At 54.5% G+C, this 20966-nt stretch carries 19 protein-coding genes; 11 read left to right on the top strand and 8 right to left on the bottom strand.

All coding sequences use genetic code 11. The features are described 5' to 3' along the window. From JMF94_RS14560 to JMF94_RS14550, 3 genes are all read left to right on the top strand, one after another. On the top strand, positions 1 to 539 hold a 539-nt coding region (locus JMF94_RS14560; RefSeq protein WP_240825992.1), incomplete at its 5' end, for an integrase core domain-containing protein. Between the two features lie 72 nt (positions 540 to 611). Then, positions 612 to 1955: an MATE family efflux transporter gene (locus JMF94_RS14555; protein ID WP_240825990.1), complete on the top strand. Its 1344-nt coding sequence runs from the start codon at positions 612 to 614 to the stop codon at positions 1953 to 1955. Between the two features lie 74 nt (positions 1956 to 2029). Next, positions 2030 to 2548: a metal-dependent transcriptional regulator gene (locus JMF94_RS14550; RefSeq protein WP_192111539.1), complete on the top strand. Its 519-nt coding sequence runs from the start codon at positions 2030 to 2032 to the stop codon at positions 2546 to 2548. A gap of 101 nt (positions 2549 to 2649) precedes the next feature. On the opposite strand, the gene JMF94_RS14545 is transcribed toward JMF94_RS14550, so the two are convergent. From JMF94_RS14545 to hutW, 8 genes are all read right to left on the bottom strand, one after another. Beyond that, on the bottom strand, positions 2650 to 3468 hold the full coding sequence (locus JMF94_RS14545; protein WP_240825988.1) for a TonB family protein: 819 nt from the start codon (positions 3466 to 3468) through the stop codon (positions 2650 to 2652). A 73-nt stretch (positions 3469 to 3541) separates the two neighbouring features. Further along, on the bottom strand, positions 3542 to 4051 hold the full coding sequence (locus JMF94_RS14540; protein WP_240825986.1) for a flavodoxin family protein: 510 nt from the start codon (positions 4049 to 4051) through the stop codon (positions 3542 to 3544). Then, complete coding sequence (hutX, locus tag JMF94_RS14535) at positions 4048 to 4572, bottom strand: heme utilization cystosolic carrier protein HutX (protein ID WP_240825984.1); 525 nt, start codon at positions 4570 to 4572, stop codon at positions 4048 to 4050. The genes JMF94_RS14540 and hutX overlap by 4 nt, the downstream gene beginning before the upstream one ends. A gap of 11 nt (positions 4573 to 4583) precedes the next feature. Continuing rightward, positions 4584 to 6083, bottom strand: coding sequence for an ABC transporter ATP-binding protein (locus JMF94_RS14530; protein ID WP_240825982.1), 1500 nt, complete (start codon positions 6081 to 6083; stop codon positions 4584 to 4586). After that, positions 6083 to 6862 carry an energy-coupling factor transporter transmembrane protein EcfT gene (locus JMF94_RS14525; protein ID WP_240825980.1) on the bottom strand — a complete coding sequence of 260 codons (780 nt, stop codon included), beginning with the start codon at positions 6860 to 6862 and terminating at the stop codon, positions 6083 to 6085. Before JMF94_RS14525 ends, JMF94_RS14530 begins: the two co-directional genes overlap by 1 nt. Next, positions 6840 to 7385 (bottom strand): MptD family putative ECF transporter S component, encoded by a 546-nt coding sequence (locus JMF94_RS14520; RefSeq protein ID WP_240825978.1) that lies wholly within the window; start codon positions 7383 to 7385, stop codon positions 6840 to 6842. The genes JMF94_RS14525 and JMF94_RS14520 overlap by 23 nt, the downstream gene beginning before the upstream one ends. A 76-nt stretch (positions 7386 to 7461) precedes the next feature. Further along, positions 7462 to 9570 (bottom strand): TonB-dependent receptor, encoded by a 2109-nt coding sequence (locus JMF94_RS14515; RefSeq protein WP_240825976.1) that lies wholly within the window; start codon positions 9568 to 9570, stop codon positions 7462 to 7464. Next, positions 9554 to 10972: a heme anaerobic degradation radical SAM methyltransferase ChuW/HutW gene (gene hutW / locus JMF94_RS14510; RefSeq protein WP_240825974.1), complete on the bottom strand. Its 1419-nt coding sequence runs from the start codon at positions 10970 to 10972 to the stop codon at positions 9554 to 9556. The genes JMF94_RS14515 and hutW overlap by 17 nt, the downstream gene beginning before the upstream one ends. Positions 10973 to 11267: 295 nt before the next feature. On the opposite strand from hutW, the gene aspA reads away from it, so the two are divergent. From aspA to JMF94_RS14470, 8 genes are all read left to right on the top strand, one after another. Next, positions 11268 to 12671 (top strand): aspartate ammonia-lyase, encoded by a 1404-nt coding sequence (aspA, locus tag JMF94_RS14505; protein ID WP_240825972.1) that lies wholly within the window; start codon positions 11268 to 11270, stop codon positions 12669 to 12671. An 885-nt stretch (positions 12672 to 13556) separates the two neighbouring features. Then, a complete protein-coding gene (locus JMF94_RS14500; protein WP_240825970.1) occupies positions 13557 to 14267 on the top strand; it encodes an energy transducer TonB in 711 nt (236 codons plus the stop codon). A 10-nt stretch (positions 14268 to 14277) separates the two neighbouring features. Further along, positions 14278 to 14958, top strand: coding sequence for a MotA/TolQ/ExbB proton channel family protein (locus tag JMF94_RS15110; protein WP_276612946.1), 681 nt, complete (start codon positions 14278 to 14280; stop codon positions 14956 to 14958). A gap of 20 nt (positions 14959 to 14978) precedes the next feature. Beyond that, positions 14979 to 15413 carry a biopolymer transporter ExbD gene (locus JMF94_RS14490; RefSeq protein WP_240825969.1) on the top strand — a complete coding sequence of 145 codons (435 nt, stop codon included), beginning with the start codon at positions 14979 to 14981 and terminating at the stop codon, positions 15411 to 15413. 244 nt (positions 15414 to 15657) lie between these two features. Then, positions 15658 to 17760, top strand: a complete 2103-nt coding sequence (locus JMF94_RS14485; RefSeq protein ID WP_240825968.1) for a TonB-dependent receptor — start codon at positions 15658 to 15660, stop codon at positions 17758 to 17760. An 81-nt stretch (positions 17761 to 17841) separates the two neighbouring features. Next, entirely contained in the window at positions 17842 to 18795 is a 954-nt protein-coding gene (locus tag JMF94_RS14480; protein ID WP_240825967.1) for an HlyD family secretion protein, read from the top strand. Next, positions 18792 to 19742, top strand: coding sequence for an ABC transporter ATP-binding protein (locus tag JMF94_RS14475; RefSeq protein ID WP_240825966.1), 951 nt, complete (start codon positions 18792 to 18794; stop codon positions 19740 to 19742). Before JMF94_RS14480 ends, JMF94_RS14475 begins: the two co-directional genes overlap by 4 nt. Positions 19743 to 19771: 29 nt before the next feature. Then, positions 19772 to 20878, top strand: a complete 1107-nt coding sequence (locus tag JMF94_RS14470; RefSeq protein WP_240825965.1) for an ABC transporter permease — start codon at positions 19772 to 19774, stop codon at positions 20876 to 20878. Positions 20879 to 20966: the final 88 nt, after the last annotated feature.

Below are 20966 nucleotides of genomic sequence, written 5' to 3'. Positions count from 1 at the left end.
GCCCTGCTGGCCCGGATGAGCAATGGGCGATGGATTTTGTGAGCGATTCCCTTATGGGTGAGCGGCGCATCCGGATTTTGACAATTGCCGATCTATGGGATCGTTCAAGCCCCGCGCTCGAAGTTGATATGTCATTGCCTGGAGTTCGAGTAGTGCGAATCCTTGAAAGACTACTCCCTCAAGGTCGGTTGCCGCAACGTATCAAGGTTGATAACGGGCCAGAATTTAGCGGTAAGGCCCTGGATACATGGGCTTTTGAGCACGGTGTGCAGATTGAATTCTCTCGTCCGGGGGAGCCCACAAATAATGGGCACATTGACAGCTTTAACGGAAAATTCCGGGATGAGTGTTTAAATCAGAACGTGTTTCTGTCCCTGCTCGATGCCCGCAGAACAATTGAAGCCTGGCGGCATGATTACAACCAGCGACGACCTCACAGTCCCTTGGGATGGCTGACACCGGAAGAATTTCGCGAAAAGAATATAACCTGTAACCCATTGGAAACCACCAACTTACAAGTGGTATACGCAGTGGGGTAAGGGTCAGCACACATTGATTAATCTTGCCTAACTTTATTTGACTTAAATAACTTTTTACGCCAATGTCGGGGCATGTCTCAATCAATGCCCGTCACAACGTGGGAAGTCCTGAAGCTCACTATTCCGCAGATGGGCCTCATGCTGTGCCATCTGGCGGTTTCCATGACCGACCTGTGGGTATGCGGTCAGATTGATGGTCGAATCCTCGCGGTGCTTGGCGGTATCTCTCAGGTTTTCGCCTTTCTCATGCTTGTCACATCCATGGTTGCCAGCGGATGCATGGCTACTGTCAGCCGCGCTGTGGGGGCTGGTCTGCTCTTACGGGCTCAGCGATATGCCGGGCTGGTTCTCTGCATATCGCTGCTTGCCGGAAGCTGCGTTGCTGCTCTGGCTCTTATGGTGCTGCGGCTCGTGCCTCTTCATGGTTTGTCTTCTCCGGAGCTTGCCCCTGCCGTCTCCCTGTTTGCCCAAGCCTATGCCCTGCAATTGCCCTTTTATTACAGCATGATAATTCTCAATTCCACATTTCGCGCGCACAAAATGGTATGGCTGCCCTTTGCCACTTTGTGTTTGGTAGCGCTGACCAATTATGTGGGCAGCGTGGGTTACGGGCTGGGCCGCTGGGGCCTGCCCCAGCTGGGCTATGCAGGGGTGGCGTGGTCAACCGTTGCCTCGTCTGTGCTGGGCTTTGTCTGCAATATCGCTCTGGCGGCGCGGCGGGGAATCATCAGCCGGTCATCCTTTGCAAGCTGGCGGTGGAACAGGGCCGCGCTGCCGAGGTTGTGGCGCATTGGCATTCCAGCCGCCTTGGGCAGTCTGGCAGGGCAGAGCGGCAGCATGGCCCTGCTGGCCTGTGTTGCAAACATGCCCGGCAATGCTGCGGAAACACTGGCGGGCATGACGCTCGGCATGCGTATTGTCAGTATGCTGTATTTTCCTGTGGCGGCGATGGGCATGACCCTGGCCATCATGACAGGGCATTTGCTGGGAGCACGGCGCAAGGCTGAATGCTACGGCATGGGCCTGCACTATGCCCGGCGGATGGCCCTGATCGCCATTGTGGCGGGAACGGCACTGTTTTTGAGCCGACACGCCGTCGCGCGCTGGTTCACCCATGATCAGGCAGCCGTATCTGTGGCAGGGATTTTCCTGCTGGTCGCCTGCGCAAAACTGCCGCTGGAAGTAGTGGGCATGCTGTTGCAGGCAGTGCTGGACGGCGCAGGGGCCACGCGACTTACCAGCCGCATTACAGCCCTGACCCGCTGGGGCATCTGCGTACCCCTAGCCTATGCCCTGACCTATCTGCAGCATCTGGGGGCCACGGGCATCTTTGTGTCCATGGCCTGCGCCGAGGCAACTGGAACCCTGTGCCTGTTGTACCTGTACAGGCAAAAAAAATGGCTTGGTAGCCTTTAATCTCTTTGATATACCCTACAAGTTAACAGCATTCAAAGAATGTTAGACAGAGGTATATCAAGGAGCCGCCCCCAATGCCCGAAGACGAAAAACAGCTTTCGCCAGCGCTGGAAAATTATCTCGCCATTATTTTCAGGCAGGAATTTGCCGCCGGAGCCTGTAGGCCCAGCGACATTGCCGATGCTGCCGGAGTTGCCCGCCCCTCTGTAACCAACGCTCTGCGCGAACTGGCAAAGCGCGGCTACGTGACCTACGCCCCATACAGCCTTGTAAATCTGACCGAAAAAGGGCTTCGTGCCGGGCAGGAACTGGCGCACCGCAACATGGTGTTGAAAGACTTTTTTCAGAATGTACTGCAACTCTCAGAAGACAGAGCCGCAAGTGTGGCCTGTGAGCTGGAACACGTCATTCCTGAGGATGTGATGCTGCGCTGGCGGCAGTTTGTGCTGTACATGCACCACACGCAGAGCGAGTGGGAGCATTGGCAGCAAAAAACTGAAGCCCTGCGCGAAGAGCACGCCACAAAGCAACATGCGGCAAGCCCCAAGGCTCCGCCAGCAATCGTGCATCGCAAAGAGTTTGTAAAAGACTGACCGGAGGGCCAACGAGGTGCGCCGGGCAGGCTTTTGCATGCGTCAACAGGGCGGATTTTTGCACCATCAGCGCATGCTGGGGCACTCTCGGTCAACCCGCTCTAATGGAGCGAGTATTCCACAGGTACCCGCACGCTAAAGCTGCTGCCGCGAACTCCGGTATCCAGACCTGCAAGCCTTGTACCCAACTGTTCCGTAGCCGAATCCAGCACACCGTGGCCGCTGCCCCTGTGCAGCGAGGAGCCAGTGACCTTGCCATCATTGCCCACCTGTACCAGCAGAATGGCTGTGCCCTCGGCTCCGGTGCGCCGTGCGTGCTTGGGGTAGTTTTTATATTGTTCTATGGCCCCCAGCAGTTTGTGCAGCACGCCTGGGCTGGCTGCGCCGCCTGATTCCGCGCCGTTTTTTCCATGCCCCGCAGCTCCCTTGCCGTCTGCAAGGCCCCTGGCCTGCGCCTCAGCCCCAGTGCCGGAGGGAGCCTCTGCGGCAGTTTGCTGCGGCGTCTGCACGGCAGCGGCGGTTTTCACAGGTTTGACAGATTCGGCTCGTTGCACGGCCCGCTGTACTGCTTCTTGCGGGGACTTGCTCGCGCTGTTCTTTTTTTTGACTGGCGAAACCATTTTTTCAGACGCCTGCGCCCTGGTGTTCAGGGGTTGCGGCTGCTGCTTTTCCTGCGACTTTATCACCTCTTGCGGCGTGATAGCCCTTGCCGGAGCTGCCGCGCCCCCATCCGGCAGGCCCGGGGCAGCGGGTTGAACGCTGGCTGTCATCTGCGCAAGCGACACCCGATAGACCTTTTCCTGCGGCAAAGAGGCCTGCCCACCCAACAGCAGGGCAAGGGCGATAAGGCCACCGTGCAACGTCAGCGAAGCCATGGTTGATCCTGAACACAGGCCGGGCAAAACTGACAGTTTTTTCATGATGTTGACCTCCATGCGTGCAAGGTCGCCTGCGGCAGGATTTTGCGGCACCGCCGCAGGCGGGCCTGTTCTGTTATACCGTGGCTGCAAGGGCCGTGATGTATTCCCGCGCCTGTCGGCAGTCTTCCTCATCAGGATGCTTGGCGGCTTCTTCAAGGCGGGCGCGGCGCTCGTCCGTCATGGGGTGGGCGTTGTCGGCCATTTTCTGCATCATGGCCACCACCGCCGGGTCAACGCGGCCCTGACACAGGAATGACCCCAGAACCCTGTTGCCGCGTTGCGGCTCGTTGAGCAGGGCCTCTCCCTTTTTTTTGCAATCTGCGGCGTGTTCCGAGTCAGGCCATGCCCCAAGGGTGCCAAACAGGGCCACGGTGCAGTTTTCGATGCTCTCAAGATACCGTTTGGCATCGGCATCGGGCATGCCTTTGTCCACCCAGTAGCCCACGGCCAAAAAATCATAGCCGCTGGGGTTTGGGGCATCCTTTACAGGGTAGATGGCGCAGTCGTGCAGGCCCTCAGCCACGGCACGGGCCACTTTTTCCGTATTACCAGTGCGGGAGGAGTAGACCACCAGAGTTTTCATTGCACATTCTCCTTGCCCAGCGCCGTGCGCAGCGCCAGAAAGCGTTCTTTTACCGAGGGGATGAGTGCGCGGTTTTCGCGCCCCACATAGATGGAAAACACAACAGCGCCCGCTGCATCAAAAAACTGGATGCTGTGACTTTCCAGCCCCATGAAGGGCAGGGACAAAAAAGCCATGCGGGCAATGTTGCTGCTGCAAATGTGTCCGCCCAGAGGGTAGCCGTGATCGAGGTTGAAATAGCCGCCTCCGTGCTTGCCCGCAGGGATCTGCCCCTTGATCTCCACAACGCTGCCGCCGTGGCGCACGATGAACGTGGCTGATTCCCAGGCTGTAAGGTCGGCCCATATGGCGTCAAAGTCCGCCGCTGCGGCAAAGGCCCGCATGGGTTGGGGCAGAGCCTCTGCCGCCTGAAGTTCGCTGACGCCGCAGGCCTGCGCCAGCGTGTCCAGCATGACCATTTTTTTCTCTGACAGCAGGGACGCTACCTTGTCTGCCAGTGTATTGTCGTTTGCCGTTGTCATGGCGGCTTCCTTTACACCGCCTGAGCGGTGGGGTTTTTGTGTTGGGCGGTGATGCTCGGGGTATTGCCGTGCTGCCTGCGGGCGGGAGTTTCCGTCAGCGGGGTTTCGATGTGTCGGGGGCCGACCAGCGGCAAGCGCAGCGCCTGCCGCCCCATGCCAGCCAGCAGCTCCAGATCATGCGTGATGAGCAGCACGCTGCGTTCCTGATGGGCCTGCCGCTCAATGGCGGCTGCAAGCCTGTGCATGTTGGCCCCGTCAAGGCCGCTGGTCGGTTCGTCCAGAATGAGCAGGGAAGGGCGCTTTGCCAGAGCGCAGGCAACGACCAGACGCTGCTTTTCCCCGCCGGAAAGCGACTGCGGATGCCGCCCTGCCAGTTGCAGCAGGCCGAATTCTTCAAGCAGCATGCGCGCATGGTCGTGGTTCTTTTGCCCGGCCAGTTCCAGACAGGTCTGCACCTCCTGCTCCACGGTGCGCATGTGCAGTTGGTGGTCGGCATTCTGCAACACCAGGCCGCTATGGCGCATGCGCTGTTTTGCATCGCACGGTTGGTCGCGAATGAGGATTTCGCCGTTCTGCTGCTGGTCGAGGCCGGCAAGAATCCGGGCCAAAGTGGTTTTGCCCGCTCCATTGTGTCCGATGATGGCAGTGACGCCGCCGGGCAGGTCAAAATTGACGCCTTCGTAGAGGGGCTTGCGGCCCTTGTGCGCATGGGTGAGGTCGCGGGCCTGTATCAGCCCGTGGGCGCTGGTGCAGCCGGGCAGGGTGCGGCGCGCATCGGGAACGCTGGCCTCGCGCAGGCCAAAGCGCCGCCGCAGTTCCGCATCGTGCAGCATGGTAAAGTCGCCCTCCGCCTCAATGCGTCCCTCGCGCATCACAACAACCCTGTCCACCACGTCGGTCAGCCAGTAGAGCCTGTGGTCAACCACCAGAATCGCCATGCCGCGCTCCTTGAGCTGGGCCAGCTTGAGGGCCAGTTCGACCGTGGATTCCGGATCGAGGTTGGCCGTGGGTTCGTCCAGCACAAGGGCCTGCGGGCGTTGGGTCCACAGGGAGGCAAGACCGACCTTTTGCTTTTGGCCTTCAGAAAGCTGATGTATGGACGACCGGCAAATTTCCTCCAGGCCAAACTGCCTGACGGCCCCGGCAACGGCATGACGCATGGTTTCAATGCCAAGGCCCTGCCACTCAAGGGCAAACGAAAGTTCATCTTCAACATTAAGAGCAAAAAATTGCTGCTCGGGATCCTGAAACAGGGTTCCGGCCTGACGGGCAAGCTGGGGCGGTGTCTGCTCCGTGGTGGGCGTACCGTTGACCAGTACCCGGCCATGCAGCGTGCCGCTGAAGTAATGGGGGCACAGGCCGTTGAGCAGCCGGATGAGCGTGGATTTTCCGCAGCCGCTTGCGCCAGTGCAGAGCACGAGTTCGCCCGGCTTCACGCTCAGGCTGAGGTCGCGCACGGCAGGGCTTTGCTGGTGCGGATAGGTGTAGGTGACGTTTTCACAACGCAGCATCAGCGCATTCCTCCCAGGCTGGTTCCGCCCAGATGTATTTGTAGCGCCAGAGCCGCCCCAAGCGCCGCACAGGCCGCAATCAGCAGCAGGGTGTCGCGCAGGGCCCAATGGCAGGTTTTATAGGGGGTCATGGTTTTGCCGTAGCCCAGCCCCTTGAGTTCCGCCGCGATGCCAAGGTCTTCTGATGTACGCAGCGAGCGGAACAGCAGCGGAGTGAACAGCAGTCGCATGCTCTGCACCGGGTGGCGGGTAATACCCCATGGTGAAAGTTTGTAGCCCCGAAGCCGCAGCGATTCTGTGACCTGCTGCACATCGGCCAGAAAGGTAGGGATAAAGCGCACCACAACCGCTGCGGGCAGATAGATGCAGAAAGGCAGCCGCATGCCGCGCAAAGCATTGAGCAGATCCTGTACACGTGTGGAAAGCGCCATGGGCAACACCACGTGCAGCATGGTGAGCATGCGCAAAAAGGGAACAACAAGCCCTGTAAATCCTGCTTTGTTGAGCGACGGCATGAACTGTCCCATGATCCACATGCAGCCCATTGCCATGCCGCACATGAGGGTAAAGAAAACATATGCCCAGAGCAGCGCCTTGGGCTTGCGCAGAGAAAGCGCGTAGCACATGGAAAATCCGCAGAGCAGCAATTGCCCCTGAATGTTTGAAACCACCAGCGAACCGATTGCCGCCACCACGCTCAGGGCCAGCTTTGCGCGCGCGTCCACCTTGGGCAGCCAGCCTGCGGCGTTTGCCGCGTTATTGTCGAACAATGCCCGCATGGCGCAGCTCCTTTACAGCGTTGTACCCGGTGAACAGACCCGCCGCCGCCCCCAGGTACCCCAATATGACCACCGGAACCGCCGCCATGAGCAGAGAAGGGTTTTCACGCATGAACAACCAGGAAATCCCCAGCGAACAGACCCGGCTCGCAATGTCGAACACGCCCACGGCCAACACCGGGCCCCATGCCCGACCGTAGCCGCCGCAAAGGGCGACAGATGCCTCGGCCATGAAAGCGCCAAGCAAGATCGCGGGCAGCAGGGTGATGCTGGCCCCCAGCAAGAGGGCGCTTACGAGCATGCTGACCAGAGAGAACAGCAGCAAGGTTCCTGCCTTGCGCACCCTGTAGAGCATTACCACCAGCAGGGTCGTGTAGATCAGGTTTTTCAGCAGCAGCGAAACCGGATTCATGCCGCCCCCGGCCAGGGCCACCAGCAGCGTGGAAACCTTGGCCGCAGCGGAAAAAACCCCAATGACAACGAGCTCGTGGGCGCTCCAGTATCGATGGACCAGTTCATTCATGGTGCAACTCCAATATCCGCCCTTGTATAGAAAATGAATACGAAATTCAATATCAATACAAGGGCGGATACCTGATTTAAAATTCCACACTTACCTTGATGTTGGCGTGAACTCCCGGTTCGTAAATGGCGGCATTGGGTTCAAGGCTGTACTTTTGGTTAAAAATGTTAAGCACTTCGCCCACAACCATGTACTGTTTTTCTTTGCCGAACTTTGCGCCCAGCATTGCGTTGGCCGTTGTCCACGCATCGTTCTTATATTCGATACGGCTGGAGCCGCTTTCAGTCTGGGTCTGGCTGGCAAAACGGGCGTAAACATCGCCGATGATATCCACGTCATCAGTGACGGAGTGGAGCGAGCGCACGCCTGCCCGGCCTGTCCATTCCGGTACGCCGGTTTTCCACGTGGTGTAGTCGCCGTTGTCATACTGGCGTTTCATCCAGGTAGCGGAAACGTAGGGGGTGAAGCCGAAGGGCAGGTCATAGCTGCCGCTCAGTTCCATACCGTGGGTTTTGGCCGAGCTGACGTTGCGGTAGCGGTAGGTAGTGCTACCAGTCTGTTCGGTGGCAATGTAGTCCGTAGCCACAGTGTAGAAAAGTGACGCATCAAGAGCCAGCCCGTGTGCCGCGTAGCGCGCGCCCACTTCCCAGTTGTTGGAGTGCTCGGGCTTGAGTGATGCGTTGGGTTCAATTGTGCCACCGCCCATGCTGGAAATGATATATTTTTCCTGAAGGTTGGGTACCCTGAACCCCTGCGAAAAACCGGCCCGCAAGGTCATGTCGTCAATGCCCTGCCACATGAGCGACAGGTTGAATACCGGCTGCGATTCCCATGAGCTGCCCTCGCCGCCAGCGCTGGGGTTGGAATACGTGGTGGTGGGCGGGCCCATCATCTGGGATGTTGTGGTTTTGTCGCCGCGCGCGGTGTTCATGGTTGAGCGCACCCAGGTTTGGCGCACACCGTAGTTGAGGGTGAAGTCCCACGGCAGTTTGGTTTCCATAAGGCCGTACACGGCATGCGTGTCCATGTAGCCCTCGTACTTGTAGTGCGTGAGGGAATTGATTTTTCTGGTCATGAAGGCGTTTATGGGAATGGACATGTTGGAATAGGTGTTGGTGTCGGCATCCAGCCCGTCGCGGTTGAATTCATAACCGGCAATGAGGTAGTTGTTTTCGCCCAGAGCCCAGTCGCTCTGCATGCTCGCGCCCCATTGCTCGTTGGTGTTGTCCGCGTAGTTGTTCATAAGCACGGAGGTTGTGCCGGACTTTGCTTCCACATGGTTGAGCATTTTTTTGTGGGTGTCTTGCCAGAAGGCGTCCAGCCGGAGCTTGGGCAGGAAGGACGTGAGGTTTCTGGCCTCCATGAAGACGGCGGCTTTTTTACGCTCCCAGGGGGAGATATCGACGTAAAACGAATTGTCTTCCGTGGTTCCGGCCATGACATCGCTGTAAAACTGCTCGTAGGAGCCGCCCAGAGTGAACTTGTCGCTGAAGTCGTAGCTCAGGAAGGCTGAGCCTGACTGCTCCTTGAACTTTGAATGCGGGGCCTCGCCGTCAGGCGTGGAAAGATTGTGCTGATAGGTGTTGAACCCCGTGGCGCGATACTTGAATCCCTTGTATGCGCCGTAGATGGACAGGCTTTCGTCAAAGCCCTTGGTCGACCCGTTGTAGCTGCTGGTTATCTGCCCTTGGATGGGCTTGGTGCCACCCTTCTTGGTGATGATGTTTACAACGCCGCCCAGCGCTTCGGAGCCGTAGAGCACCGAAGCAGGGCCCTTGATGACCTCGATGCGCTCAATGATGGCCGGGTCAACGAGTAGGGGCGTGCCGTCCATGGACTTGTTTTCGGCAATTTTTTGCCCATCGATGAGAATAAGCACGCGGGTGGGGTTTTCACCGCGCAGGGATATGCGCTTCAACCCCTGCGCGCCAGAATTGACAACCTGTACGCCGGGCACGTCTTCCAGAAGGCCGCCGACAGTTGTTGCAGTTGATTCCTTGATCTGCTCCTTGGTGACCACGCTGACCGACATGGGCACGTCGAGCAGTTCCTTTTCCACCCTTGAGGCAGAAACCTTGACGGTTTCCGTCTCAAGAGTCTGGGCCGACGCCGGCACCCCCCAGAGCAGCAGCCCGGCAAGGCCCAAGGGCAGGGCCTGAGCGTTTAATTTACGCAGCAGCGACATTCTTTTCCTCCAGCATCGCCTTGAGAAAATTGAGTAAAAGTTGTGTGAGGTTTACCTGCCAGAATTGCCCGGCCAGGGTGAGCACCACCCGGCCATCATGCCATTCAAGCAGTTGGGCGCGTTGCCACTGCGCAAGCACTGGCTCCCATATTTGACCAAGAGGCAGGGCAAAACGACGCTCAAGGCCTTTTACATCCATCCAGCCCTGCTCCATACACTCGGCGACAGCCCTGTAGAGGAAGTAGTGGCGCTGGGGGCTTTGCACAAAGGCCAGAGGTTTGCGTCCGTCACGCACCGCCTGCTGCCATTCTGCGTAGTTGCTGTTGTTCATGTAAAAGTGCCCGCCCAGATTGCCCCCGGCTCCAGGGCCGAAAGCAAGGCAGTTGGCCGAAGCCTTGACGTACAGATTGTAAAGGTTGCGCTCGCGCGAGGTGCGCGCCCAGTGACTGAGGGAAAGGCGGCGGTAGAAGGCCCCTTCCATGTCTTCCACCGCTGCGGCGTACATGGCCGACTGGAGGGGAATATCCGCCGTGGGGGCGATTTTGCCCTGTTCTATGCCGCGCCCAAGCGGGGTCTGGCGGTACACATTGAGCTGGTAGCAGTCCGCCCCGTCAAGGTTGAGGGATTGCGCAACGGCAATGTCTTCGCGCCAGAGTTCCAGAGTCTGATTGGGGAAACCGTAAATAAGGTCAACAATGACGGCGGCCTGATCGTAGCTCAAAAGCTGTTCAAGGCCGCGCTCCATGTCTTCGCGCGATCCCAGACGCCCCATGGACTGCCGGATGGAGGTATGGAAGCTCTGAACGCCCAGCGAAAAGCGGTTTGCGCCGCCTTCAAGGCAGGCTTCCATTTTGCGGGGCCCGAAATTGGTGAGTCTGCCCTCCACCGTAATTTCGCAGTCATTGGCAAGTGGCAACGCCTCGCGCACTCCTTCAAGGATACGCTTGAGGTCTTCCGCTTCAAGGGCGGTGGGCGTGCCGCCGCCAAGATACACGGCGTGAACTGGCGTGCTCTGTACTGCCTTGCGCTCACGCCACATTTGCAGCTCCGCCAGCAGGGCGTCAGCATACAGGCGGCTGTCGCTTTCGTGGTAAGCCTTGTTGTAAAAGCCGCAGTAGAGGCAGTGCGTCTGGCAAAAGGGCACATGGATGTAGGCCACGGTTTTGCCCTTGAGAGGCGAGGCCAAAAGCAGATCCATATGACTCTGCATGCTTTCCGGCTCAATCATGTTGCCGCCAGTGCCGGGGTGCATGGCGATTTTAGCGTCAAAGGCGTGCGAGAGGGCGCATACGCCTTCTTTGGCAAAAAAAGCGGAGAGGTCTTTGGGCGCGCGCCCTGACGCCGCCGATATCTTGCCCGGATCGGGCATTTCGTAAATTTTCTGGTTAGGTTGGGGCTGCATCTGCGTTCCTCGATTGCAAATAAAAGTTAGTCTTAACTAATTCTGTTAACTTCAATTAATTAAATTGAAAAAGGATGTCAATACCAACTTGAGAAAAGCTCGACAATTCGCGGTAACGCAAGGATGACAATGAAATAGCGGTGAGGGAAATTGCTTGGAGCTGAGCTAGGGTTCGGATATACACAGACTGACTGTACTACGTGCAGAGTACCCTTGGGATATTTATGGGGAAAAGCGCAAAACCCATTTTGGAGTGCGGCGAAATCTGTTTATGGCCGCAACCTTGGAGCAAAAAATGAAAACGCGTGTGGAACACGATTTTCTTGGCGAAATGAAAATTCCTGCCAATGCCTATTACGGCGTGCAAACCATGCGGGCTGTGCAGAATTTTAGTATTTCTGGTCGCACAATCTCCCAATGCCCTTCGCTGATAAGGGCATTGGCTTACGTAAAAAAGGCTGCGGCCCTTGCCAATGCGGAACTGGGCGCATTGCCTGCAAACATAAGCAAGGCCATCTGCGCCGCATGCGATGAACTGCTGGCGGGCAAGCTGCATGACCAGTTTCCGGTCGACACCATTCAGGGTGGAGCAGGTACCTCTACCAATATGAACGCCAATGAGGTTATTGCCAATCGTGCTCTGGAAATCATGGGTCATGAAAAGGGCGATTACCAGTATTGCCACCCCAACAACCACGTCAACTGTTCCCAATCCACCAACGATGCCTATCCAACAGCCTTCAGGCTGGCTCTGTATGCTGAACTTACCAACCTCATGGAACACATGCGGTATATTCAGGACTGTTTTGCGCGCAAAGGCGCGGAATTTGCCGATGTGGTAAAGATGGGCCGCACCCAGCTGCAGGACGCCGTGCCCATGACGCTGGGCCAGGAATTTTCGGCCTATGCAACTACCATTGGCGAAGACATCCTGCGCGTTGAAAAAAATCGTAAGCTGCTTCTTGAAATCAACCTTGGGGCCACGGCCATCGGCACCGGCATCAACGCGCCTTCAGATTATTCGCGCATTGTCTGCAACCATCTCAGCAATCTTATCGGGCTTAATGTGGTGACGTCAGACAACTTGATTGAAGCCACATGGGACACAGGCAGCTATGTGCAGATTTCGGGAGTGCTCAAGCGTTTTGCCGTCAAGCTTTCAAAAATCTGCAATGATCTTCGGCTTCTGTCTTCCGGCCCGCGTACGGGCATTAACGAGATAAATCTGCCGCGCCGTCAGCCGGGTTCATCCATCATGCCCGGCAAGGTCAATCCCGTCATTCCCGAGGTGATCAACCAAATATGCTTTGACGTCATTGGCAAGGATATGACTGTAACCATGGCCGCAGAGGCGGGGCAACTTGAGTTGAATGTCATGGAACCGATAATTGCCCACACGCTTTTTCTGGCGGTGGAACGTCTGGGCATTGGTTGCAGAACGCTTGGGGAAAAATGTGTGGAAGGCATTACCGCCAACAGGGAACGCTGTCTGGAACTCGTAATCAATTCCATCGGTATCGTGACCAATCTTGTGCCGGTTATCGGTTACGAAAAATCGGCGGCAATCGCTAAAGAAGCCTTGGATACCAACAAATCCGTTTCTGAAGTGGCGCTTGCGCAAGGTGTAATGACTGCGGAACAACTTGAGAAACTGCTTTCGCCCGAAAGCATGACCCGCCCAAGCCGCGCGCACCTGTAAAATATAACCTTGCGGTAACGCTGCTGGGCAATCTGCCACGTTGGACAATAAATAAACCGCCCAGTTCTGCGCGTTGCCGCGCTGCGTATAGGCGGAATCTTTTACGCTGAAGATGAATCAGCCAGCGAAAATACCGTCGGTTTGCTTGGGCACGCCCACAAGATTTGTTTTTTGCTTAACCTTGCGGAATCAATGTTCACGGTAACTTTTTGAAATGAAGACGGGGCAAAGCCTCTCCAAGAAAGAAGAGCAAGCCAGAATCTCTTGAACTGAACAGAGGCCTGAAAAGTAGAAAGCCCGTTAAGTCGCCAGCTTAACGGGCTTTCTTGAACTCTCCTGAGTTCAAATGGTGCCAAGGGGGGTTCGGAATTATTTGAAATACAGAATTTCAACACACTTAATTAGTTGTAGTTATTTTTTTTGTTCGCGAAGGTTTGTGACCCCATAGCAGCTCTGACTTACGTGAAAATCCAGAATAAAGAAGAGGAGTAGGGCATCATAGGGTTTATATCAATTAGTGACTTATTGGCCATGCGAACAATCCTTTTTGCACAGAGAGATTCACTTCTGCCCCATCCCCGCACATAATTTCCAATCAAGCATATCCCCTGTCTGGCGCAGGTTACTCGTCAATTTAATGAATAATTCCATGAATGATATTGACATCCATTTTCTATTTCACTAAGAATGAAATCGATCTTCACTTTCGTTTAACAACTTGAACTGATTGCCTAGCTGATTTTTAGACGGGCAGGGCATCAAAGTTGTTATTTATCAGTTTGCTATCTGTAGTTTTGCCGATGGTATGACGCAATAATTATATTTATTTTGATTAAAACTCTTTTTATTTAATTTTAATAACCTGTATTCACCTGTAATAATTAGATGAGTAGTATGCTATATTCTTTTAAAAGAAATATTTTTCCTGCGATAATAACAGTATGTGTATTGCATTTGTTTGTATTTATTTGCATTGCATATATTTTTACAAATGATCGTATGGATATATCAACGCAACATGAGTCTGCAATATCTATTCAGTTTGCTGTTGTTCCAGAATCTTCAGCAGCAGAAGCCTTTGTTCCGCAAGTTGCGGAGACAGAAGTTTCTCCTGAGCCTGAACCGGTGATCGACTCTGAGCCACAGCCTGTCGTTAACCTGCCTAAACCAAAGCCCAAGCAGCAAGACAAGCCCAAATACAAGCCCAAGCTTCAACCCCCAAAATCGTCAACTGCTTCAGTTGATGCTGCGCAAGGTCGGATATCGGAAAATGCTTCGCCCGTCACGGGCCCGGCTTCGCAAAGCGCTCAACTACGATCTGGTGGGGACTCGGCCACAGTGGTTCGCAGGGTCAAGCCCTCATATCCTGCGCTTTCCCGCCGCATGGGCGAGGAGGGGCGCGTCGTCCTCAACGTGCTGGTGAAAGCGGACGGGACAGCAGGAGCTGTCAGCGTCAAGCGGTCCAGCGGTTTTCCACGGCTGGATGATGCGGCGAGCAATGCTGTGCGTGTATGGCGTTTTGAACCGTACAAGATCGGCGGGCTGGCCGCAGATCACGAATATAGTGTTGTGGTCGATTTTTCGTTGACTAATTAGGAGAAAATTAATGGAAAACAAATTTAACTTGATAAGTATATGGGGGCATGGCGATGCCGTAACCCATACAGTAGCCATAATACTTTTACTTATGTCAATTGCATCGTGGACAGTGATTGTAATTGGGGTTTTAAGACAGCAGAAATTTAAAAAGAATCGTGCAAGATCAAAATATTTTTGGATGAAAGATACGGTTGATGAATCTATTGATAACATTTGCAACAATGCTTCGCCGTGGAAACAGATAGCACTTGAAGGGAGATATGCTTCTCAAGGGTTTTGTTCTACTGCGGCGGATACACAGAACCCAAATGCACATGCGGACTGGGTCATTCGCTCAATGGCCAGTGTGCTGGATAAAATTTCATATTACCAGAGTTATGGTCTGGTTCTTCTTTCTTCCATAGGTGCAACAGCCCCCTTTGTCGGGTTGTTTGGCACGGTCTGGGGTATTTACCACACCCTTATTGCCCTGAGCGGCGGCGGGCAGATGAGCATTGACCAGGTCGCAGGACCTATTGGCGAAGCCCTTGTCATGACGGCCTTTGGTCTGGTTGTGGCTATCCCGGCGGTGCTTGGCAACAACGCCATAGCAAACTGCAATCGCAGAAATCTGCAGGAATTGGGACTGTTTGCCCAAGATCTGCAAACCTATCTTGTCACCGGGCAACGGCCACTCTCTACCAAGTAACCGCAACAAGGGGAAGGTATATGCACGTCGGCGGAAAGAGCTTGAGCGCAAGAATGGATGGCGAGGTTATGAGTGACATAAATGTTACTCCTCTTGTGGATATAATGCTTGTGCTGCTTATCGTATTTATTATTACGGCGCCAGTAATTCATCAGGCTTTTAAACTCAATCTTCCAAAAGAAAATGCACAGAAGCATGAGTTGCAGAACTCAGATATAACTATCGAGATATCAGGCGCTGGCGCGTACAGCATGAATGGTAAACCTGTTACAGAAGATGGCTTGCTTACGGAACTACAGGGTGTTGAACGTGGAAATGGCAGCGATGCACGTATCAATCTCCATGCTGATGAATCAACGCAATACACAAACATCGCCCGGGTTCTTGCGCTGGCTCAGCAGGCCGGTCTTTCCAAAATTGCCTTTGTTACTTCACCTCAAAACGAAACAAGGTAACAATTTGCATTTATAATACAAACCTTAACTGCAGTCTGCGATGTGTATTCGGCATCGAGAGGAGAACTGGGGAATGACGCGAAGAAGAAAGGTTTCCTTGGTGGCGGGGTTGATGGTTATGGGCTTGTGCGGTCTGGCAGGGCCTGCACTAGCGGATGATGCAGCAGGGCAAAGTACTGAAGAAAAAAGGGCCCTTGATGTGGTGCATGTTACAGCGCAAAAGCGCTCGGAGGCGGAAAACGCCGTGCCCATCAGCATGGAGGTTGTATCACCCCAAGATCTGAAAGCATCGCATATGACCAGGCTTGAAGATGTAATCGCGGCTACCCCCAACGCAACATTTTCAACCGGACAGGTCGGTGGTTCTCTGTCTCCATTTTTTAGCATACGCGGCGTGGGGTCTGCGGAAATTGAAACGGATCCCTCGGTGGGTGTATTTGTTGACGGTGTGCCGCTTACGCTAACGCACGGTTATTTGAACAACCTGCTTGATGTGGAGCAAGTAGAAGTATTACGTGGCCCGCAAGGTACGCTCTATGGACGCAATACTCTTGGCGGCGCAATCAATGTCACATCCAAGAAGGCCGACCCGAGCAAGCAAGAGGGGTACATAACCATTGGCGCTGGCAATTATGAGCATTATCGCACAGAAGTGATGTCCAATATGCCCTTGTGGGACGGTAAGGCCGCAGTGCGTGTGGCCTTTGGATACAATCAGACCGGGCATGTCTGGGAAAATTACGAAGGGGGCAACCTCGGCAAGCAAAATAATTATCAGGGCCGTTTGAGCTGGTTTATGATGCTTGGCGAAAATACAAGCGTCGATTTCAGCTCTGATATCCAGAAGCAGTATCGCAACGACTCCGCCAGGATGAGCAAGACGGATTATGATGACGGAAACAAAACCTTCAACTGGGACGGTTCTTCCGGTGGCGATATCTCTTCTGGCGGCGCCAAGCTTGAAGTCAATCATGATTTTGACAGCGGCTACAAGCTGACTTCGCTCACCGGCTATCGCAGCACAGCCATGGACTACAAGCAGGCCTACGGTCCAAAAGGCTACTTTGACATAATTAATGCGCAGCATAACACGATGATGGGCTTTACCAACTTTCAATTCAAGAAATACGGCACTTTCAGCGAAAGTTTTGGGCAGATATCGCAAGAACTACGCCTGGCCTCGCCGGAAAATGAAGCTTTCAAGTATGTTGCTGGTGTTTATGGGGACTTTAACCGCGCCGACCGTCTGAACAGTCAGACTAATGGCTGGGACAAGGGCTCGCCCTGGGTGCCGAGTACCTTGTCTGGCGATCACGGCAGCATTGATTTGCGTGGTCAGCAAAATGCATGGTCTGTTGCCGCCTTTGGCAATGCCTCTTATGATTTTAATCAGTATTGGCAGGTTTTTGGCGGCGTCCGTGTGGGGTATGACAAAAAGGAATATGAATTTAACACCTCATCAAACCTTGGTGATGCGTATCTTGATGAATACTGGAGAATTCCTGGCAAGACCATGATCAAGAATTACGATGGGGAGTGGGATAAATTGTACTGGATGCCGCGCGGCGGCATCAAATACAGCTTTGATGAATTCAATAACGTTTATTTCAGCGTAAGTACCGGCTATAAGGCTGGCGGCTTTAATACGTCTCTTTTCTACGACAAGCCCGCCTTCAAATACGACGAAGAAACCACCGTAAACTACGAACTGGGAATGAAAAATTCCTTTTACGATGGCCGCATTACCCTGAACACCGCGCTCTTCTACATTGACTGGAGAGACCAGCAGGTGTTGGCATATGATTCCTCCACAAACATGACTCCCATTATCAATGCACCACAGAGCCGTTCCTATGGCTTTGAGGCAGACCTTGCCGGCAAGTTTGACAACGGTATCCATGCAAGCGTTGGCGTGGGCTATGCGGACGCGACCTATGTGGACTTTAAGAATGCCCCTGCAACGGCTGGCGGCCGCACCATCAACGCCAGCGGTAATCAGCAGCAGTATCACTCCAAGTTTACTGGGCGGAGCACGGTCGGTTATGAGTACGAATTGCCCTGGGACAAGCTTGTGGCGGGTATTGATCTGACCTTCCGCTATCGTTCAAATTACTACTACGACATTGAAAACAGGCTTGAGCAGGCCGGATATGGTACGTTTGACCTGAATCTCGGCGTCAAGAACGATAAGTACGAGGTGAACCTCTGGGGCCGCAACCTGCTGAATCAGGCGGCTACGGCCTCGCAGTTCTATGTGAACGCCATGAACCCGTCATACGACCAGAACACCTTGGTGACTCTTATTGACCCAATGATGTTCGGTGTTGATTTTACGCTGAAATTTTAGCCGAGGTCTCATTGAAGTGTGCTTTCTCTGTAACGTGGTATCCGCGCAGCAGAGAAAGCGCACTTCATGGCGGAGAATTCAATGAAGTGCGCGGTTCTTGCTTCTGCTGTCATAGCGAGCCTCCTTACCGGCTGCTACGGGCGGTCAGATACTGACGTTCAGGGCTATGTTGAAGGTGATTTTGTCAGAGTTTCTCTGCCTGCAAGCGGTATTGTTGAAACCCTCTCTGTTTCGCGCGGCAGCCATGTGAAGGCGGGAGAAGTCCTTTTTACCCTCGACAGCAACAGGGAAAAAGCGGCTCTGGACAAGGCCAGATCCGAGCTTGAGGCCGCAAAGGCGGAAGTATCCAACCTACTTTCTGCGGAACGGAATGATGAAATAGAAGCCTTGCAGTCTGGCATTGCAGAGCTTAAGGCCCAGCTTGCCTACACCGCAGCGTCGTATCGCCGTAAATTGAATCTCAGCCACAGCGGTGCTGCGTCAATGGATGAAGTAGAGCGCCTGCGGTCAGAGGAATCGGCCACGAGGGCAAAAATCCGCGCCAGCGAAAGCCGTCTGCGATTGGCCCAGCTGAGTATCGGGCGCGAAGGCGAAATTGAAGCCGCGCAAAAGATGCTGCAATTCCGTCAGGCCGCTGTGCGCGAGGCAGAGGCGAATCTGGCTCTGCGACAAGCGATAGCGCCTGCCGATGCCGTGGTAAACGATATCATCTACCGGCCGGGAGAAACCATAGCGAGTGGGCAGGCTGTCGTGGAACTGCTGCCGCCGGGGAACATCAAGGCCCGTTTTTTTCTTTCCCCGACCCAGATTGGCTGGACGTCCGCAGAACCGGAAATTCTGCTGCAATGCGAAGGTTGCGGCAAAGGCATCCCCGCTCGCGTAAATTTTGTTTCTTCCGAGGCTGCCTACAGGCCGCCGGTGCTTTATTCGCGTAACGAATCGGGCAAGCTGGCCTTTATGGTTGAAGCGGTTCCTCTTGAGTCTTGCGCGCAATTACGCCCGGGGCTGCCCGTGACGGGAGTTTTCCATAAATGACAAACGCCATCGAAGTGCAGGGCCTTACCAAAACGTTTGGCAATGCTACAGTGGTAGATTCCGTGTCGTTCAGCGTTCCAGAGGGCCAGATTGTTGGTTTTCTTGGCCCCAACGGATCAGGAAAAACCACGACCCTGCGGATGATGTGCGGCCTGCTGACGCCGGATAAAGGCACGGGCACCTGCCTTGGGCTCGATATCCTGACGCAGGCGGATCAGATCAAACTACAGGTGGGGTACATGCCTCAGCGTTTTTCGCTTTATGAAGACATGACTCTTGAAGAAAATCTTGCCTTTACAGCCCGCATTTATGGGTTGAGCAATGTGCGCCGTGAAATCCAGAGCGTGCTGCACCGACTGGGATTGTGGGAGCAGCGCAAAAAGCTGGCCGGGTCGCTCTCTGGCGGGTGGAAGCAACGGTTGGCACTGGCAAGCTGCGTGATGCACAAGCCCAAGGTATTGCTTCTGGATGAACCCACCGCAGGGGTGGACCCTACCGCCCGGCGGGAATTTTGGGAGCAGATACATGCACTGGCGGCAGAGGGTATTACCGTGCTTGTGTCAACACACTATATGGATGAGGCGGAACGCTGCCACAGTATTGCCTATATTGCCTATGGCAAACTGCTGGCTTGCGGCACAAGCCGCGAGCTTATCAAACGGTTTCCCATGAAAATGTACTCCGCATGCCTCAAGCCAGACCTGGCGCCAGCAATTCTTACCCGCATAGCGCAGCGGCTTGAGTCGCAAAACCATGTGGATGTGGTTATACCCTTTGGCAATGACCTGCACGTGGGCGGCGCAGATGCAGCCCTGCTTGAAGAGGCGATCCGCCCCTGGCGGCATGACCCGGCGCTGGTGTGGTCAGACGCCGAGGCATCGCTCGAGGATCTGTTTATTCTGCTCATGAACCGTGCCCTGAAAGATATGAAGATGGGGCTGGCCTGATGTTTAGTGGATTTTCCCTAAGGCGTTTTGTGGCTTTGCTGATTAAGGAACTGATCCAGATGAAGCGCGACCGGGCAACGTTTTCCATGTTGCTCAGCGTGCCGCTGATGGAAATTCTTCTGTTTGGCTATGCGATCAATGCCGACCCAAAGCATCTGCCCACCCTTGTGGTTGATGGTGATCAGTCGGTTATGAGCCGTTCGTTTGTAAGTTCCCTGGAAGTATCGGGCTATTTTTTGATCACCAACCGCAATGCAACGGAAGCTGAGTCGCAGCGGGCGCTGGCCAACGGTTCCACCCAGTTTGTCATCAATATTCCCGTAGATTTTTCACGAAATGTTGCCAGAGGCGAACGCCCCGAGGTACTGGTCGAGGCTGACGCAACCGATCCTTCCGCCACTTCCGCCGCCATAGCTGCCCTGTCCGGGCTTGCGGCAAAAGCCATAAATGCGGATCTCACCGGGCCCCTTTCTGAATTGAAGCAGGGGAGCCCGCCGTACTCGTTGCTGGTGCACCGCAAGTATAACGAAGAAAACGAATCGGCGTTCAGCGTGGTTCCCGGTATCCTTGGCGTGGTGCTTTCATCAACCATGATCATGATGACTTCCATAGCCATGACCCGCGAACGCGAACGTGGAACCCTGGAAAGTCTGCTGGTGGCCCCCATTCGCCCCCTAGAGATGATGCTTGGCAAGATTTCGCCCTACATTCTTATAGGATTCGGTCAGATACTGGTTATTCTTACAGCTGCAAAGGTGCTTTTCCATGTGCCAATGATGGGTTCCATGGCCTTGCTGTTTCTGGTTTGCGTGGTTTTTATCTGCGCAAATCTGGCACTTGGATTCATTTTTTCATCCATTGCGAAAAACCAGATGCAGGCCAATCAGGCTTCTTCAGGTTTTCTGCTGCCGTCCATCATATTGTCAGGGTTTATGTTCCCGTATCGGGGTATGCCAGACTGGGCGCAATGGCTTGGTGAAATATTGCCGGTAACGCATTTTTTGCGGATTGTGCGCGGGATTCTTCTCAAAGGTAATACCCTTGCTGATATCTGGGTGGATTTTGGCGCGTTAGTGCTGATTCTGGCGGTTGTCTGCACGCTGTCCATCCGCTGCTACCGCCGTACGCTGGATTAGGCCTTTCCAACCTGGGCGCACAGCTGAATTTGGATATATTCTTCAGCTTATAGGCATCACCTGAAAGCAACAGGTGTAAATTTCAAGG

Origin of the sequence: Desulfovibrio sp. UIB00 (genome assembly GCF_022508225.1) — a bacterium.
Lineage (GTDB): Bacteria > Desulfobacterota > Desulfovibrionia > Desulfovibrionales > Desulfovibrionaceae > Desulfovibrio.
This window is presented reverse-complemented; position numbering and strand designations above follow the sequence as displayed.